Genomic DNA, 16,700 nt, shown 5'->3' with positions numbered 1-16,700 from the left:
TATTTATGATGAAATTGCTTTATATTGATAATTTGAAATTTTTAAAAGGCAAAGAAAAATTAAAACTTTTTAATAATTTTGATTTTAATAATGTTATTAAATTGACCCAGAAAGACATTGAGTCTTATTTTTTAAAATCATTTAGAAGATTGTTTAAGTTGCCCGATCTAAAATTAGTAGAATTACAAGAAAAAGTTATTCAAAGGACCAAAGCCAAAGTTGCTATTCTAGGGTCTAAGTCTTATCCTAATAAGCTTAAAAGAATTTATGACCCTCCTTTTGCTATTTACTACAAGGGCAATTTACCAGATTGTTCTTTATTATCTTGGGCTGTTGTTGGTTCTAGAAAAATTAGTAAAACTCTTGCTGAGAGAACAAGGGAATTTTCTTCACATCTTGCAAAGAATGGTGTAGAGATTATTTCTGGATTTGCAATTGGGGCAGATATTGAGGCTCATATAGCAGCAATAAATGAGAATAAGAGAACATTTGCTGTTATTCCAACAGATATTGACAATATTTATCCTAGGCAAAATCGAAAATATGTTTCCAAGCTTTTAGAACAAGGTGGAGGAATAATTACTGAGACTTTGCCATTTGATAAAATTCAAAATTATTTTTTTGCCAAAAGAAATAGATTGGTATCAGGTCTGTCTGATGCTATTTTTATAACATATGCACCCTTGAAATCAGGAGCTTTAATTACAGCTGAGCTTGGTCTTGACTTAGGACTTGATGTTTATGTTTATGATTTAGATTTTTGTGGTGATGGAGCTGTAAAATTGCATGATTTTGGTGCGCAAGAAATAAAAACCGTTAAGGATCTTTATGCTTTATTAAATATTAAATATGTAGATTCCAATAATATTGAAGATGATTCTAAAGAGTGTTGTAATTGTAAAAATGTATCTGATGTTCTTATTGGGGAACTTTTAAAAGAGGTATGTAAATAGGGGGGTAATATGAGCTTTAAAGGAACCACAGTTATTGCAATAAAAAAAAATGGTAAGACTGTGGTGGCAGCAGATGGACAAGTAACTTTTGGACATACTGTTTTAAAGAGTAATGCTATTAAAATACGAAAATTGCTTAATGGGAAAATTTTGGCAGGATTTGCAGGTTCAACATCTGATGCAATTACTCTTTTTGAAAAATTTGAAGAAAAAATCAAAGCAAAAGGTGATGGCTTGATTGACATTAAAAGGGCGGCTGTTGACCTTGCAAAAGATTGGCGTTCTGACAAAATACTGCATAAGCTTGAGGCTATGATGCTTGTTGCTGATTCTAACAATATTCTTTTGATTTCTGGTACTGGTGATGTTGTTGAGCCTGAAGAGGATGTTATTTCGATTGGCAGTGGTGGTAATTATGCATATTCAGCAGCTCTTGCTTACATGGAGAACAAAAAATTAAGCGCTTTTGAGGTTGCACTTAGATCTTTAAAAATAGCAGCAAGAGTGTGTATATATACTAATTCTAATATTGTGCTTGAGGAGATTGAAAATGAATAAATTAGAAGAGCACTATATAGTTCCCAAAGATGTAGTTGCAGAACTTGATAAATATATAATAGGTCAAGACGAAGCTAAAAAATTAGTATCAATTGCTCTTGTTAATAGATATATAAGGTCTAGGCTTCCAAAAGAAATAAAAGATGAGGTAATGCCTAAAAACATTATTATGATTGGATCAACTGGCATTGGGAAGACCGAGATTGCAAGAAGACTTTCTAAATTAATTAAAGCTCCTTTTATTAAAGTTGAGGCTACAAAATATACTGAGGTTGGTTATGTTGGTCGTGATGTTGAATCTATGGTTAGAGATTTAATGAGCATTGCAGTTAATATGGTAAAAGAAGAGATGTATAGTACTGTAAGAGATGATGCTTTAGTAAGAACAGAGGAGAGAATAGTTGATAGTCTTTTTAAGGGATCTAGTAATTCTGAGAATATGGATCCAAATGAAATAAAGGCGGAAGAAAAGGTAAAAGAGAAGCTTAGAAAAAAGCTTAGAGCAGGTGAGCTTGATGATACTACTATTGAAATACAAATTTCTAGTAAAATGCCATTTTCTACAATAGAAATATTTACGGGTGGTAATTTTGAAGAGATTGATATGGGAATTGGCGGTTTGCTGGGTAATATATTTGATAGAAAAAAGAAAAGAGAATTGAAGATTAAAAAAGCAAAGGAAATAATATTAGCAGAAGAGCTTGAGAAATTGGTCGATCACGAAAACATTTCAGATATTGCAAAATCTAAAGTTGAAAATATGGGAATTATTTTTATTGATGAGATCGATAAAATAGCTGCTAAGAATAGGAGTGGCAATGATGTGTCCAGAGAAGGTGTTCAAAGAGATATTTTGCCAATTATTGAAGGTTCTAAAGTTAATACAAAATATGGAATAGTTGATACTTCTCATATTTTATTTATTGCAGCAGGAGCATTTAATTTAGCTAAACCTTCTGATTTAATACCCGAGCTTCAAGGAAGATTTCCTATTAAGGTTGAACTTAAGAGCTTAAGCATAGACGATTTGAAAAAAATTTTAAAACAAACAAAAAATTCTTTAATAAAACAATATGTTGCGATGTTTAAGGTTTATGATTTAGATTTAAAGTTTAGTGAGGAAGCTATAGATAGAATTGCAGAGCTTACTTTTAATATGAATCTTGAGAGTGAAAATCTTGGTGCCAGAAGACTTCACGGTGTTATGGAAATAGTGCTTGCAGATCTTTTTTTTGAAGTGCCTGGCAGTAAGTTGAAAAAATTTGAAATAAACTTGGACTATGTTAATAAAAAAATACAAATTAACGAACAAAAAGATTTGAATTATTATATAATTTAGTTAAAAGCAATTTTAAATGAGGGAGGTTTCAATTTGAATGATTTTGAAAGATCTGTAGATTTTTCACATAGGTATTTAGATGTTTTGAGTTTAAGACAAAGCGTTATTTCTGACAATATAGCAAATATAGATACTCCAAATTTTAAAAGAAGCAAAATTTCTTTTGAATCAGAGCTTGAAAAGGCTTTTTTAAATGAAGATAAAAATGATTTAAACTTAATTAAATCTAGTGATAAGCACCTGTCTGGGTTTAAAAATCTAAAGTATTCAGATGTCAAGCCTCACAGAGTTCTTGACCATTTTTCAACTATGAATAATAATGGCAATAATGTTGATATTGATTCTGAGGTTAAGGCACTTGTGCAAAACCAAATGATGTATCATCTTATGACTAATGTTCAGGCGCATTATTTTAAAAGTATAAATATTGTATTAAAATAAATTAATATCTTAAGGAATGTAAAATGGGATTGTTTTCAAGCATTAATGTAGCTTCAACGGGATTAACAGCACAAAGGTTAAGGATTGATGTTATTTCTAATAACATTGCAAATGTTTCTACTTCTAGAACTCCTGATGGTGGACCTTATAGAAGGCAAAGGATTATTTTTGCACCAAGGGTTAATAATCCTTATTGGAAAGGGCCTTTTATTCCGGATTATCTTGATAATGGCATTGGTCAAGGAGTTAGGGTTGCTAGCATTGAAAAAGATAAATCTCCATTAAAGTTAAAATATGATCCAGCTCACCCCGATTCAATAAGTTCTGGAGATAAAAAGGGTTATGTAGAGCTTCCCAATGTTAATTTAGTTGAAGAAATGGTAGATATGATTTCAGCTTCTCGTGCTTATGAGGCAAATTCTACTGTCATCAATAGTAGTAAGTCTATGTTTAGAAGTGCGTTAGCTATACTTCAAGGCTAAAGGAGAGATCATTGGTGAGAACAGATGCTTTTTTTACAGAAAATAATATTAATTTGGTTAAAAAAAATCCTTTGCATTTTGATGTGAATCTTTTTAGTTCTAAAAGTAATGCCAAAGACAATGATATTAAAACTTTTAAGGATGTTTTAATAAATTCGATTACTGATGTCAACAAAAGCCAATTAAATGTTTCCAAGGTTACAGAACAAGCTATTCTTAAGCCTAGTAGCATTGATGTTCATGATGTTGTAATAGCGATGTCTAAGGCGAATATGAATTTAAGCATTTTAAAGGCTGTTGTTGAGAGAGGTGTGAAGGCTTATCAAGATATAATCAATATTCGTTAAGGAGCCATAAGATTTTGAGCAAATTTTTTACTAATTTTTTTGTTTCAGCAAAAGGAATCTTCAAAAAAGCTAGTACGGTTCAGAAAATAGCCTTAGGATTGATTATTTTTTTTGTGATTCTTGCGCTTGTTTTTTTAATAGGGTTTTCTACTAAAAGTCAAAGCATTGCTCTTTTTGGGGTTGAAATTAAAGATCAATATCTCTTAGATAGGATATCGCAAAGACTTGATAGGGAAAATGTTAAGTATTTTTTGAGTTCTGATGGAAGAATTTATTTAGATGATGAAAAGCTTGCAAAAAAAATGAGAGCAATTCTTGTCAGAGAAGAGCTTGTGCCCGTTCATATGGATCCATGGGCTTTGTTTGATATTGATAGGTGGACTATTACTGATTTTGAAAGAAGCATTAATCTTAGAAGATCTATTACAAGAGCGGTTGAACAGCATATTGTAGCTTTAGATGATGTTGATGCTGTTAGTGTGAATCTTGTTATGCCCGAGAAAGCTCTTTTTAAAGAGTCTCAAGAGCCTGTTAAGGCATCTGTTAGAATTACCCCAAGACCCGGTTCTGATATTATTACCAATAGAAAAAAAGTTGAAGGACTTGTTAAACTTATTCAGTATGCCATTGAAGGTCTTGAATCTGACAATATTGCTATTGTTGATAATAGTGGAACTATTTTAAATGATTTTTCTAATTTGGATGGGATAGATAGAATAGACTTAGCAGAAAAAGAGCGTAAGTTAAAGCTTAAGTATGAAGCTATGCTTAGGGGTGAAATCGATTCTGCATTAAGTAAGGTTTTGTCTGTTGATAGATTTATGATAGCAAGAGTAAATGTAAAGCTTGATACTTCAAAAGAAACTACAGAGTCTAAAGAGTATGCCCCTATTGAGCTTCAATCTCAAGATCCAAAAGCTTCTTATAACACTAGGAAAGTAAGCGATTCAACTATTATATCTTCTCAGACTCAAAAAAAAGAATATCAGGGTCAAGGATATAGTCCCTGGGGACCTCCTGGGCAGGAAGGCAATACCCCTCCTGAATATCAGGATTTAAGTGATATTACTGGTAAATATAATGAGTCTCAAGAGATCAAAAATGTTGCTTTGAATGAAAAAAAATCTACAAGCGAAAAAGAGCCCGCTAGGATTGTAGGTGTTTCTCTTGGTATTTTCGTAGATGGTATTTGGAATTTTGTGTACGATGAGAAGGGAGATTTCGTAATAGAAAATGGAATGAGAAAAAGAGAATATAAGCCTATGGCATTAGAAGAAATAAAAAATATTGAAGATGTTTTGCAAAGTTCTTTTGAATATAAGCCAGAAAGAGGCGATTCAATAACGGTTAGAAATATATCTTTTGATCGTATGAATGAATTTAGAGAAATAGATGAAAATTATTTTGCAAGTGAAAGGTTTAAATATTTCTTATTTATTGCAAGTATAGTATTTTCATTATTAATTTTAGTATTTACGATATTTTTTGCTATTTCTAGAGAACTTGAGAGACGAAGACGTCTTAGAGAAGAGGAATTAGCAAAGCAAGCACACTTAAGGCGCCAACAAGCCTTAATGGATGGTGGTGACGATATTGGCGTTGACGATGTTGTTGGTGGGATTAGAGAAGGCGATGAGCTTCAAAGCAATGCTGAGCTTTTAGCCAGAGAAAAGCCAGAAGATGTTGCTAAGCTTATAAGAACATGGCTTTTGAAAAACGCGTAAAAGGTAGTAATTGATATGGAAGAAAAAAAAGAAAAGGAGATTCTGGATGTTTCTGCTTTAACAGGCAAGCAAAAGGCCGCTATTTTGTTGGTTTCAATAGGTTCTGAAATCTCTTCTAAAGTGTTTAAGTATCTTTCTCAAGAAGAGATAGAGTCTTTGACATTTGAGATAGCAAAGCTTGAGACAATTACTTCTGAGCTTAAAGATAATGTTCTTTTAGAGTTTAAAGAATTAATGATGGCTCAAGAATTTATTCAAAAGGGTGGAATTGATTATGCAAGAGAGCTTCTTGAAAAATCTCTTGGGACTCAAAAAGCAGTTGATATTATTAATAATTTGGGTTCTGCTTTACAGTCTAGACCCTTTGAATTTGTAAGAAGAGCAGATCCTGCGAATATTTTAAACTTTATTCAGCAAGAACATCCCCAAACAATTGCTTTAATTCTTTCATATCTTGATCCTCAAAAGGCTTCTTTTATTCTCTCTAGTTTGCCCACAGAAGTACAAACCAATGTTGCAAGAAGAATTGCGTTAATGGATAGAACTTCTCCTGAGGTTGTAAGAGAGGTTGAGAGGGTTCTTGAGAAAAAACTAGCTTCTCTTTCTTCAGAAGATTATACATCAGCAGGAGGAGTTGACAATGTTGTTGAGATAATTAATATGGCTGATAGAAAAACGGAGAAGTTTATTATTGAATCTCTTGAAGAAGAAGATCCAGAGCTTGCAGAAGAGATTAAGAAGAAAATGTTTGTGTTTGAGGATATAGTTTTACTTGATGACAGATCTATACAAAGGGTTTTAAGAGAAATAGATGGTCAAGAGTTGGCAAAAGCTTTAAAATCTGTAGATATTCCTGTCCAAGAAAAAATTTTCAAAAACATGTCAAAAAGAGCGGCTTCAATGCTTAAGGAAGACATGGAATTTTTGGGACCTACTAGGCGAAAAGATGTTGAGGAATCTCAGCAAAAAATTGTTTCTCTTATTAGAAAATTAGAAGAACAGGGAGAAATAGTTATTTCAAGGGGTGGTGAAGAAGATGTGCTTGTCTGATAAAGGAGTTTTGTTTGCCTAAGGTTTTATATAAATCATCAGAAGTTGATAATTTAGTAAAGTTTGAGTTTGTTGAGATAGCAAAGCCTGTTTTTGAATCTTTGGAAATCAAGGAGAAGGAAGGCAAGGTTTACGACATAGAAAGTCAAATCTCCAATCTTAAAGAAGAGTTGCAACTTTTAAGAGATGAAAAATTACAACTTGAGGAAGAGCTTGCTAAAAGGCAAGAACTTGCCAAAGAGGAAGTTCAAATTGAATCTAAGCGGCTTATTGAAGAAGCTAAGGCAAAGGCTAATGAAGTATTAGAAGCAGCCAAACAAGAAGCAGATCTTTTACAAAAAGAAGCTATTTATAAGAAAGAATCTATTGAGACTGAATCTAATGCCGAGATTGAAAGATTAGCAAGAGAGTATGAAGAAAAATTAAAAACAGATCTTGAGATAGCAATAGCTAAAGGTAGGGAAGAGGGATATAGCAAAGGTTATGAAAGTGGTTTTGAAGATTTTGACAAAGTTATGAGAAAATTACATGTTATAATAGCATCTCTGATTGCTGAAAGGAAAGGTATTCTTGAATCTTCGAGTGGCCAGATAGTGAGTCTTGTTATGCAAATTGCAATTAAAGTTATTAAGAGGATTACAGATTCTCAAAAAGATATTGTTTTGGAAAATGTTAATGAGGTTTTGAAAAGGGTAAAAGATAAAACACAGATTACCATTCGTGTAAATCTTGATGATTTAGATATTGTTAGACATAAAAAGAGTGATTTTATTTCTAGATTTGATATTATAGAAAATTTAGAGATCATAGAAGATCCCAACATAGGCAAAGGCGGTTGTATAATTGAAACTAATTTTGGAGAGATTGATGCGCGCATTTCTTCTCAACTTGATAAAATAGAGGAAAAGTTTAAAAATTTTTCTTTATTAAGTTAAGTATCTAAAGGAATTTTAGTGAGCAATTTTTTTGAAAATTATTTAAGACAAGTAGATGATATTGAAACTGTTTCTTTTGTTGGCAGGGTGCAAAAAATAAAAGGTCTTTTAGTTGAGAGTTTAGGGCCTCAGTGCGCTATTGGAGATTTGTGTTTAATTGATCAAAGAAATGGCAAAAAGGTATGCGCAGAGGTTTTAGGATTTAATGGTCCTTATGTTAGCCTTATGGCCTATGAAGGATTTAGCGGGATTGAAGTTGGAAATAAAGTTTATTCTTTAAACAAAGGGCTAGAAATAAATCTTAGTGATGAGCTTTTGGGAAGAGTTATTGATTCTCTTGGCAGACCTATTGATAATAAAGGGTCATTTTTGAACAATAGTTATAAAGAGTTAATTTTTGAAAAAATTAATCCAATTAATAGAAGTATTTTTGAAGATCAAATATTAACGGGAGTTAAAGTTCTTGATGGGTTTTTGCCAGTTGCAAAAGGACAAAGAGTTGGTATTTTTTCTGGTTCTGGTGTTGGTAAATCTACTTTGCTTGGCATGATTGCAAAAAATTCAAATGCAGATGTAAATGTTATTGCTTTTATTGGGGAAAGGGGTCGAGAGCTTAATGAGTTTATTGAACATGAGCTTGGTGAAGAGCGTTTAAAAAAAAGTGTTTTAGTTGTTTCAACTTCTGATGAATCTCCCATTTCAAGGTATAAGGGAGCTTATGTTGCTACCATGATAGCAGAATACTTTAGGGAGCAAGGTAAAGATGTGGCTTTGCTTTTTGATTCTATTACTAGGTTTGCAAATGCTAAAAGAGAGATGTCTCTTTCTTTAGGAGAGCCTCCGGTAGCTAAAGGTTATCCGCCTTCTGTTTTTGTTGAAATTCCAATTTTGCTTGAGAGATCGGGCTTTAATGGTAATGGGGGAAGTGTTACTGGGTTTTATACTGTTCTTGTTGAGGGGGATGATTTCACAGAGCCTGTAGCCGATAATATTAAAGCTGTTTTGGATGGTCATATTATTTTAGACAGAGATTTGTTTGACAGGGGAATATATCCTTCAATAAATGTTTTAAGTTCAACTTCAAGATCTATTCATAGAATAATGAGCCTAGAAAAACAAAAATTAATAATGAAAGCTAGAAATTTATTGTCTATTTATAAAGATTATGAAGATCTTATTAGAACAGGAATTTATCTCAAAGGATCCAATAAGGATGTTGATTTTGCAATTTCTAAGTATCCTAAGATTATTAATTTTATTTCTCAAGGAATAAACGAAACATTTGATTTTGAAAATTTAGAAGATGAAATAAAGGAAATATTATCTTGAATGATTTAAACTTTAGAAAACAAAAGCTTAATAGAATATTGACGATTAGAACCTACTTTCGAAAGCTAAGCGAGAGAGATTTAATGAATATAAATAAGAAAATTTCAAAAATAAATCAGTTTTCAGATGGAATTCCTAATATTTTAAAAAACTTGAATGGTTTTGATGATCTTTACATAAGAGGTTATATAGACTGTTTAAATTATAAAAAAACCCAAAATTTTAAAATTCTTGAAGAGCTTAGAAAGCATTATAACAAATGTTATGATGTTTATGTAGATAAATATAGGCAAGAAAAAAAGATTAAGATATTAATAAAAAATTTAAATAATTCTATAATTAAAAATAGAGAAAAAAAGGAAAGCTTGCTACTAGATGAGCATGTAAATTATAAAGTTTGTCAAAATCTAAGGAATGAAAGTGAATAATTTTTTATCGTTCTTTTTTAGGGCATTTTTTTTGTTATTTTTAATTGTTATTTTATTTTTCTTTGTATTATTCTTTATTGATTTTATTGGAATGTATAATACTAAAAGATATTTCCCCGAATTTGTAAGAACCAAGTTGTTAGGAGAAACTTCTCTGGTCTTTGATCATAATTCTAATATAATTCTTGATGAAGCTAGACTTGTGAAGGAAAGAGAAGCTATTGATATTAAGAATCAGCAGATTGAAAAGCTTAAAGAAGATCTAAAGTTAAAAGAAGACAGTTTAAATAAGCTTGAATTTGAGCTTAAGCAAAAGCAGAAAGATTTAGATTTAAAACAAAAAATAATAGATGACATTATAAATAAATATAATGATGAGGAAGCAAATATTTTGCAAACAGCTGTATATTTAATGAATATGCCACCAGAAGATGCTGTTAAGCGGCTTGAAGATTTAAATCCCGAGCTTGCAATATCTTATATGCGGAAAATTGAAGAGCTTTCCAAAAAAGAAGGTCGTTTATCAATTGTTCCTTATTGGTTATCTCTTATGGATTCTAAAAAAGCTGCTATATTGATTAGAAAAATGTCTGTTAGTTCATTGGAGTAGTGTGTATATGAGTAATTTATTAAATTTAAGTAAAGCTTATGGAAATAAATTAAATCTCTTGAATACAATTAAGGGGTTAAATTTAAATGTTTCTAAAATGGAATCTAAAGGAAATGCGAGCTCTTTTTTAAATGTTATGTCTTCTGAATCTAAAAAATTAGCTAAAGCAAAATTTATGATATTTGATTTTTTAAATTTTTTTAAAGACAATGGACTTATTGCTAAAAATTTAAAAAAATCACCTTTAAATAAATCCTTTTTTTTTAAAAAACTTGAAAATGAAGATTTTGTTTCCGATTTGAAATCCTTGATTGCTAGAATGAATGTATTTTTAGATTTTGAAGGTTTAAATAGCATTAAAGAAGATTTATCATCCAATTTTGATTTTCTAGGTAAAGAAAAATTTTTTGAAAAAATCGAAAAACTTTGTTTGGCTTTTAATGATTTAAGTTCTTTTTTGGGTTTTGATTTTTTAACTGCTTTGATTGATGATTATTATAATCAGATAAGCTTGAATGATAAAAAGGAAGAAAAGAATGTTATTAACATTGATGTAAAAAACTTTAAAAAGAATAATAGTGATCATAATGATTTTGTTTTTTCAAAGTTTAGCTTAAATGCAATTGATGGTCAAAATTTTGTTGATAGGTATAAAGTTAAAGAAATATCAAACGATTCTTTAAAAGGCTTTGTTGAAGAATTTGCTAATTATAATATAAAAAGCTCTAAAGATGTTGGAGGCTTTGATTTTGTCAGCAGTTTAAAGCCGGAGTGGAATCTTAAGATTAATAAGAATATTGTGGATAAAGCTAAAGTTGTGTTAAAATCGAATAATACAGGAGAGATTAAGTTGGTTTTAAAGCCCAAAGAGCTTGGTAGTATACGAATTAATTTAAACCTTGATTCAAATAATAATTTATTGGGAAAGATCGTAGTGGATAATCAAAATGTTAAAATGCTTTTTGACCAAAATATGCATTCATTAAATAAAATGCTTGGTGAGAGTGGTTTTAATGCCAGCTTAAATCTTTTTCTTGCAGGTGAGAATTTAAATTCTTTTACTGGAAATTTTAAAGATGACTCTAAGGACCAAAATTTTCATTTTGGTTATAATAAATTTTTTAAAATTGAAGAAGAAGTTGAATTTTCTTACGATGTAGATAAAAATGTTAATTTAATTGTTTAGAGGGTAGAGCTAAATGAATAAAATAAACGGTGTTGAAAATGTTTTTAATTTAAATATTAGCAATAAAGTTAAAAAAAAAACAGATTTTAATGTTGACAATATATCTAATAAGGTTAATCTTGGCAAGGATGATTTTTTAAAGTTACTCATTACTCAACTTAGGTATCAAGACCCTACAAATCCAATGAAGGATAAAGAATTTATTGCGCAAATGGCGCAATTTTCGGCTCTTGAGCAAATGGCTAATATGAGTAGATCGTTTGAAAAACTTTCATCTTCTTTAGAAATAAGAAAAGATTTGGATTTATTAGGTAAAGTAATTAAATTTCAGCATGGTGATGGGGAGATTGTTGAGGGTCGCGTCACAAACATTAAGACAGGCGCAATACCTCAAGTTATGGTTAATGGTAATTATTATGTATATAAAAATATATTATCGGTAGGTTTGGAGGAATAATTATATGATGAGGTCTTTATATTCTGGTGTTTCTGGGCTTCAGAATCATCAAACAAGAATGGATGTTGTTGGTAACAATATCGCCAATGTAAATACAATTGGCTTTAAAAAGGGAAGAGTAAATTTTCAAGATATGATATCGCAATCTATTTCTGGAGCTTCTCGCCCTACTGATGCTCGTGGTGGGACTAATCCCAAGCAAGTTGGATTAGGCATGAATGTTGCCTCAATTGACACTATTCACACTCAAGGAGCTTTTCAAAGCACTCAAAAAGCATCTGATCTTGGAGTTAGTGGCAACGGATTTTTTATTTTAAAAGAAGGTAAAAATTTGTTTTATACAAGAGCCGGTGCTTTTGACGTGGACTCTGATCGACATCTTGTAAATCCTGCAAATGGAATGCGAATTCAAGGTTGGATGGCAAGAGATTTAGAAGGTGAAAAGGTTATAAATACAGCTTCTGATATTGAGGATCTGATTATTCCGATTGGAGATAAAGAGGGAGCAAAGTCTACGAAAAATGTTACTTTTGCTTGTAATCTTGATAAGAGATTGCCCTTAATTCAAGAAGGTGCGAATCCTGCAGATATTGCACGCGGAACTTGGGTTGTCAATAAATCATTGTATGACAGTTTTGGAAATGTTAGTGTTCTTGAGCTTAGAGTTGTAAAAGATTTAAATACGCCTAATTTATGGAATGCAACAGTATTAATAAATGGTGAGCAAAATTCAAATTTTACACTTGGGTTTGACAATGAAGGAGCATTGGCGTCTTTAAATGGTCAACCAGGGCAAAAAGGAGATATTCTTCAAATTCCTATAACATTTAATGTTTTGGGTGCAAATGTAGGTGAAGTTGGTGAGCAGCAAACTGTAAATTTGAAATTGGGAACAGTTGGAAGTTACACTGATTCAATTACTCAGTTTGCTGATTCTAGTAGCACAAAGGCTATTATTCAAGATGGATATGGCATGGGATATATGGAAAATTATGAAATTGATCAAAATGGTGTTATAGTTGGCATTTATTCAAATGGCATAAGACGAGATCTTGGCAAGATTGCTCTTGCTTCTTTTATGAATCCCGGAGGACTTGCAAAATCAGGCGATACTAATTTTGTAGAAACAAGCAATTCAGGTCAAGTTAGAATAGGCGAAACTGGACTTGCTGGACTTGGTGATATTAGATCTGGTGTTTTAGAAATGGCCAATGTTGATCTTGCAGAGCAATTTACAGATATGATAGTGACCCAAAGAGGATTTCAGGCAAATGCCAAAACCATTACCACTTCTGATCAATTATTACAAGAACTTGTAAGATTGAAAAATTAATCTAAGATTGTTTTTTTAGTATATGATTTTTGTAACTAAGCTTAATGGTGATGGATATTATTTAAATCCTTATCATATTGAAAGTATTGAGGCTAATCCTGATACTACAATTCTTCTTATGAATGGTAAGAAGTTAATTGTTAAAGAAAAAGTTGAAGAGGTGGTCAATAGGATTAAGTTGTATAGGAAAGAAGTTGCTTCTTTAGAAAAAATTTTAGGAGAAGGAAATGGGGGCGTTGAATTATGAATTTAGCTAGTATAATTGGGTGGGGAGTTGGATTTGGAGCTATTTTAATTTCTATGGCATTTACTCCTACAGGACTTGGTGTTTTTTGGGATTTAAGCTCTGTTTTTATTACTGTTGTTGGATCTTTTTCTGCTCTTATGGCTTCTTCAGAAGTTGTTGCTGTAAAAAAAATTCCAACGTATTTGGGATTTTTCTTTAGAAGAAATTCATATGCTAAGGTTTCTATTATAAAAATATTAGTAGAGCTTTCTGAAAAGGCTAGAAAAGAAGGTCTTTTATCTCTTGATGATGAGCTTGAACAAATTAATGATCCATTTTTTAAGTCAGGAATGAGGCTTGTTGTTGATGGTGCAGATCCTGAGGTAATTAGAACTATGCTTTATTTAGAGCTTGATCAAATGCAAGAAAGGCATAAGGTTGGTTCAGATCTTTTTAAAACTTGGGCAAAGCTTGCTCCAGCTTTTGGTATGACGGGTACTCTTATTGGACTTGTAGCTCTTCTTGGTAATCTAGAGGATAAATCTGCGCTTGGTTCTTCTATGGCTGTTGCTCTTATTACAACTCTTTATGGAACTATAATGGCAAATTTAATGTTTACTCCTGTTCAACTTAAGTTGGAAAAAATTGATACTGAAGAGGCTGCAGTAAAGACAATGATAATTGAGGGTGTTTTATCAATTCAGTCTGGAGATAATCCTAGAATTTTAGAGCAAAAATTAATGACGTTTTTAACCCCCAAAGATCGAAGTCAGCTTAATAGTAGCATTGGTGGTGAATAATGGCTTTGCGAATTAAGAAACCTTCAAAATGTGATGAAGGATCTCCAGATTATATGTTGACTTATGGAGACATGGTTACTTTGCTGCTTGTGTTTTTTGTTACAATGTTTTCATTAAATGATATTATTTTTCAAGAAAATGTGATAAGAATAATGTCTGCTTCTTTCACGGGTGCTGGATTTTTCAAGGGCGGTAAAACTTTAGATTTTAGTAAATTATCTTATTTGAGTAATAGCTTTATGTCTTTGCCTTCTACTGTGCGCAATAAACAAGCATCTCAGACTGCTAAAAATAAATCCATGATTGAATTTATTGAGAAGATTCAGTCTAAAAATATTGTAGTTAGGCAAGAAGAAAGAGGTATTGTAATATCTCTTGCAGCAGATGCATTTTTTGATTCTGCTAGTGCAGATGTTAAGCTTGAAGAGAATAGAGATTCTATTCAAAAAATAGCATCTTTTATTGGCTTTTTAAGTCCTAGAGGCTATAATTTTAAAATAGAAGGGCATACAGATAATATTGATACTGATGTAAATGGACCTTGGAAAAGCAATTGGGAACTTTCGGCTGCTAGATCTGTTAATATGCTGGAACATATTTTGAACTATTTAGATCAATCTGATGTTAAAAGAATTGAAAATAATTTTGAAGTATCTGGTTTTGGTGGAAGTAGGCCTATTGCAACAGACGATACCCCTGAGGGTAGGGCTTATAATAGAAGAATTGATATATTAATTACTACAGATGCATCTTTAAGTTTCCCTAAGGAAATTAAGCAGTAAGTAATTCTTTTTAACTTTAAAAAAGAAATTAATGGGAGGAATTTTATTATGCCTAATAAAGACGATGACAATTTAGATATGGGGGATTCCAATGTTAGTAGAAAAGGCGGTTTATTGCCTGATATTATAATAAAAATTTTACAAATACTTGCAATAGGAATATTTACTGTTGCAATAATGATAATTGTTTCTTATTTTGTGTCTAAAATGGTGGTAAGCCAAAGTGGAGCTCCTAGTGATTTTCCAGTTTTTTCTAATGAATACTTAGGAAAGCCACCTATGCTTATATGGTATGAAAGTATAGATGAGATTAGAGGTAACACCTTAGATGTTCCTCCAAAAACTTTTGTTGTAAAGCTTGCTTTGGGGTATGCAGAAAATAATGTTAATATTCTCAATGAGCTTGGAAGACAGAAAGTGCGCTTAAAAGACATTATTAGAGAATATTTTAGTCAAAGAACTGGTCAAGAAATAAAGAATGAAAGTCAAATAAAAGCAGAAATTAAGGCAAGAATTAATAGCATTCTTAGAAATGGAGAAATAAAAGAAATAGCATTAACCCAAATTGATATTTTTGATATGTAATAAATTTAAAAGAATTTTAAATTTAAAGGAATTTTAAATGGCAAACAATCCAGGAGCTTTATCTCAAGATGATATAGATAGTCTTTTAGAGTCTATCAACTCGTCTGAAAGTTTATCCTTAGACGAATCCCTTTCTAATGTTATATCTAGCCCTACAGGCAAAAAGCAAAAAGTTAAGGTTTATGACTTTAAAAGGCCAGATAAATTTTCAAAAGAGCAGGTTAGAACAGTTTCAAGTTTTCACGAGGCATTTGCCAGATATACTACAACTTCACTTTCTGCTCTTTTAAGAAAAATGGTTCATGTTCACGTAGCCTCAGTTGATCAATTAACCTATGAAGAGTTTATTAGGTCAATACCCAACCCTACAACTTTAGCAATAATAAATATGGACCCTCTTAAAGGATCTGCTATTTTTGAAGTTGATCCAACAATAGCATTTGCTATTGTAGATAGGCTTTTTGGGGGTGATGGAGATACGATTAAAGATAAAAGTAGAGATTTAACAGAAATTGAGCAGTCTGTTATGGAAAGTGTTATTATTCGTATACTTGCTAATATGAGAGAGGCTTGGTCTCAAGTTGTTGATTTAAGGCCAAGATTTGGTCATATTGAGGTCAATCCACAGTTTGCTCAAATAGTTCCCCCTACAGAAATGATTATTTTAGTAACTCTTGAGGTTAAAATAGGAAAAGTAGAAGGGCTTATGAATTTTTGTTTGCCTTATATTACCATAGAGCCTATTGTTTCAAAATTATCAACAAGATATTGGCATTCTTTGATTGGGGTTGGAACTACTAGCGAGAATCTTGATGCTTTGCGTGAAAAGTTGGAAAATACAGCGATGCCTTTGGTAGCAGAAATAGGGGAAGTTAAACTTAAAGTAAGAGAAATTTTATCGCTTGACAAAGGTGATGTTTTAAATCTTGAATCTTCTCTAATAAATAAAGATTTAACTTTGAAAGTTGGTACCAAAGAAAAGTTTAAATGCAGAATGGGTTTAATGGGAAATAAAGTTTCAGTGCAAATTACAGAAAAAATTGGAGATATAAAAGGTTTTGATTTATTAAAAGAGCTTACAGAAGAGGTTGAATGATAGTTGTTTTATTTATTAAAACTTAAATTATTAAGAGGT

Annotated in this window: 20 protein-coding genes; all 20 read left to right on the top strand. The window is 31.4% G+C overall.

Annotation, left to right across the window (positions count from 1 at the left end; all coding sequences use genetic code 11):
- Window positions 1–8: 8 nt before the first annotated feature.
- The 20 genes from dprA to fliM are packed head-to-tail and all read left to right on the top strand — an operon-like array spanning window position 9 to window position 16,661.
- Window positions 9–953, top strand: a complete 945-nt coding sequence (gene dprA, locus BB_RS01475; protein WP_010254014.1) for a DNA-processing protein DprA — start codon at window positions 9–11, stop codon at window positions 951–953.
- Window positions 954–962: 9 nt separating this feature from the next.
- Complete coding sequence (gene hslV, locus BB_RS01470; RefSeq protein WP_002556895.1) at window positions 963–1,511, top strand: ATP-dependent protease subunit HslV; 549 nt, start codon at window positions 963–965, stop codon at window positions 1,509–1,511.
- Window positions 1,504–2,850, top strand: coding sequence for an HslU--HslV peptidase ATPase subunit (hslU, locus tag BB_RS01465; RefSeq protein ID WP_002656077.1), 1,347 nt, complete (start codon window positions 1,504–1,506; stop codon window positions 2,848–2,850). Before hslV ends, hslU begins: the two co-directional genes overlap by 8 nt.
- A gap of 33 nt (window positions 2,851–2,883) precedes the next feature.
- Window positions 2,884–3,291 carry a flagellar basal body rod protein FlgB gene (gene flgB / locus BB_RS01460; RefSeq protein ID WP_002665200.1) on the top strand — a complete coding sequence of 136 codons (408 nt, stop codon included), beginning with the start codon at window positions 2,884–2,886 and terminating at the stop codon, window positions 3,289–3,291.
- A gap of 23 nt (window positions 3,292–3,314) precedes the next feature.
- Window positions 3,315–3,773 (top strand): flagellar basal body rod protein FlgC, encoded by a 459-nt coding sequence (gene flgC / locus BB_RS01455; protein WP_002657104.1) that lies wholly within the window; start codon window positions 3,315–3,317, stop codon window positions 3,771–3,773.
- Between the two features lie 11 nt (window positions 3,774–3,784).
- Window positions 3,785–4,120 (top strand): flagellar hook-basal body complex protein FliE, encoded by a 336-nt coding sequence (fliE, locus tag BB_RS01450; protein ID WP_002660553.1) that lies wholly within the window; start codon window positions 3,785–3,787, stop codon window positions 4,118–4,120.
- A 14-nt stretch (window positions 4,121–4,134) separates the two neighbouring features.
- On the top strand, window positions 4,135–5,844 hold the full coding sequence (gene fliF, locus BB_RS01445; protein ID WP_002556890.1) for a flagellar basal-body MS-ring/collar protein FliF: 1,710 nt from the start codon (window positions 4,135–4,137) through the stop codon (window positions 5,842–5,844).
- A gap of 15 nt (window positions 5,845–5,859) precedes the next feature.
- Complete coding sequence (gene fliG, locus BB_RS01440) at window positions 5,860–6,894, top strand: flagellar motor switch protein FliG (RefSeq protein ID WP_002556889.1); 1,035 nt, start codon at window positions 5,860–5,862, stop codon at window positions 6,892–6,894.
- Between the two features lie 14 nt (window positions 6,895–6,908).
- Complete coding sequence (gene fliH, locus BB_RS01435; protein WP_002556888.1) at window positions 6,909–7,829, top strand: flagellar assembly protein FliH; 921 nt, start codon at window positions 6,909–6,911, stop codon at window positions 7,827–7,829.
- An 18-nt stretch (window positions 7,830–7,847) separates the two neighbouring features.
- Entirely contained in the window at window positions 7,848–9,158 is a 1,311-nt protein-coding gene (gene fliI / locus BB_RS01430; protein WP_002660657.1) for a flagellar protein export ATPase FliI, read from the top strand.
- Window positions 9,155–9,586, top strand: a complete 432-nt coding sequence (locus BB_RS01425) for a flagellar protein FlbA (RefSeq protein WP_002665319.1) — start codon at window positions 9,155–9,157, stop codon at window positions 9,584–9,586. Before fliI ends, BB_RS01425 begins: the two co-directional genes overlap by 4 nt.
- A complete protein-coding gene (locus BB_RS01420; RefSeq protein ID WP_002665266.1) occupies window positions 9,579–10,196 on the top strand; it encodes a periplasmic-type flagellar collar protein FlbB in 618 nt (205 codons plus the stop codon). Before BB_RS01425 ends, BB_RS01420 begins: the two co-directional genes overlap by 8 nt.
- Before the next feature lie 7 nt (window positions 10,197–10,203).
- The gene (locus tag BB_RS01415) at window positions 10,204–11,382 is read left to right on the top strand and encodes a flagellar hook-length control protein FliK (protein ID WP_002665219.1); all 1,179 of its coding nucleotides are present in this window, start codon (window positions 10,204–10,206) and stop codon (window positions 11,380–11,382) included.
- 13 nt (window positions 11,383–11,395) lie between these two features.
- Window positions 11,396–11,839 carry a flagellar hook assembly protein FlgD gene (gene flgD / locus BB_RS01410; protein ID WP_002657724.1) on the top strand — a complete coding sequence of 148 codons (444 nt, stop codon included), beginning with the start codon at window positions 11,396–11,398 and terminating at the stop codon, window positions 11,837–11,839.
- Window positions 11,840–11,843: 4 nt separating this feature from the next.
- Entirely contained in the window at window positions 11,844–13,172 is a 1,329-nt protein-coding gene (gene flgE, locus BB_RS01405; RefSeq protein ID WP_002657723.1) for a flagellar hook protein FlgE, read from the top strand.
- Window positions 13,173–13,194: 22 nt separating this feature from the next.
- Window positions 13,195–13,419, top strand: a complete 225-nt coding sequence (locus BB_RS01400) for a flagellar FlbD family protein (protein ID WP_002556881.1) — start codon at window positions 13,195–13,197, stop codon at window positions 13,417–13,419.
- On the top strand, window positions 13,416–14,198 hold the full coding sequence (locus BB_RS01395; protein WP_002556880.1) for a motility protein A: 783 nt from the start codon (window positions 13,416–13,418) through the stop codon (window positions 14,196–14,198). Before BB_RS01400 ends, BB_RS01395 begins: the two co-directional genes overlap by 4 nt.
- Window positions 14,198–14,980, top strand: a complete 783-nt coding sequence (gene motB, locus BB_RS01390; protein ID WP_002556879.1) for a flagellar motor protein MotB — start codon at window positions 14,198–14,200, stop codon at window positions 14,978–14,980. Before BB_RS01395 ends, motB begins: the two co-directional genes overlap by 1 nt.
- Window positions 14,981–15,028: 48 nt before the next feature.
- Entirely contained in the window at window positions 15,029–15,565 is a 537-nt protein-coding gene (fliL, locus tag BB_RS01385; RefSeq protein ID WP_002656257.1) for a flagellar basal body-associated protein FliL, read from the top strand.
- Window positions 15,566–15,602: 37 nt separating this feature from the next.
- On the top strand, window positions 15,603–16,661 hold the full coding sequence (fliM, locus tag BB_RS01380; RefSeq protein WP_002656446.1) for a flagellar motor switch protein FliM: 1,059 nt from the start codon (window positions 15,603–15,605) through the stop codon (window positions 16,659–16,661).
- Window positions 16,662–16,700 lie beyond the last annotated feature (39 nt).

This window comes from Borreliella burgdorferi B31 (assembly GCF_000008685.2).
GTDB classification, from domain to species: domain Bacteria; phylum Spirochaetota; class Spirochaetia; order Borreliales; family Borreliaceae; genus Borreliella; species Borreliella burgdorferi.
Note: the sequence above shows the minus strand (reverse complement) of the source record. Positions and strands in the feature narration are given on the sequence as shown.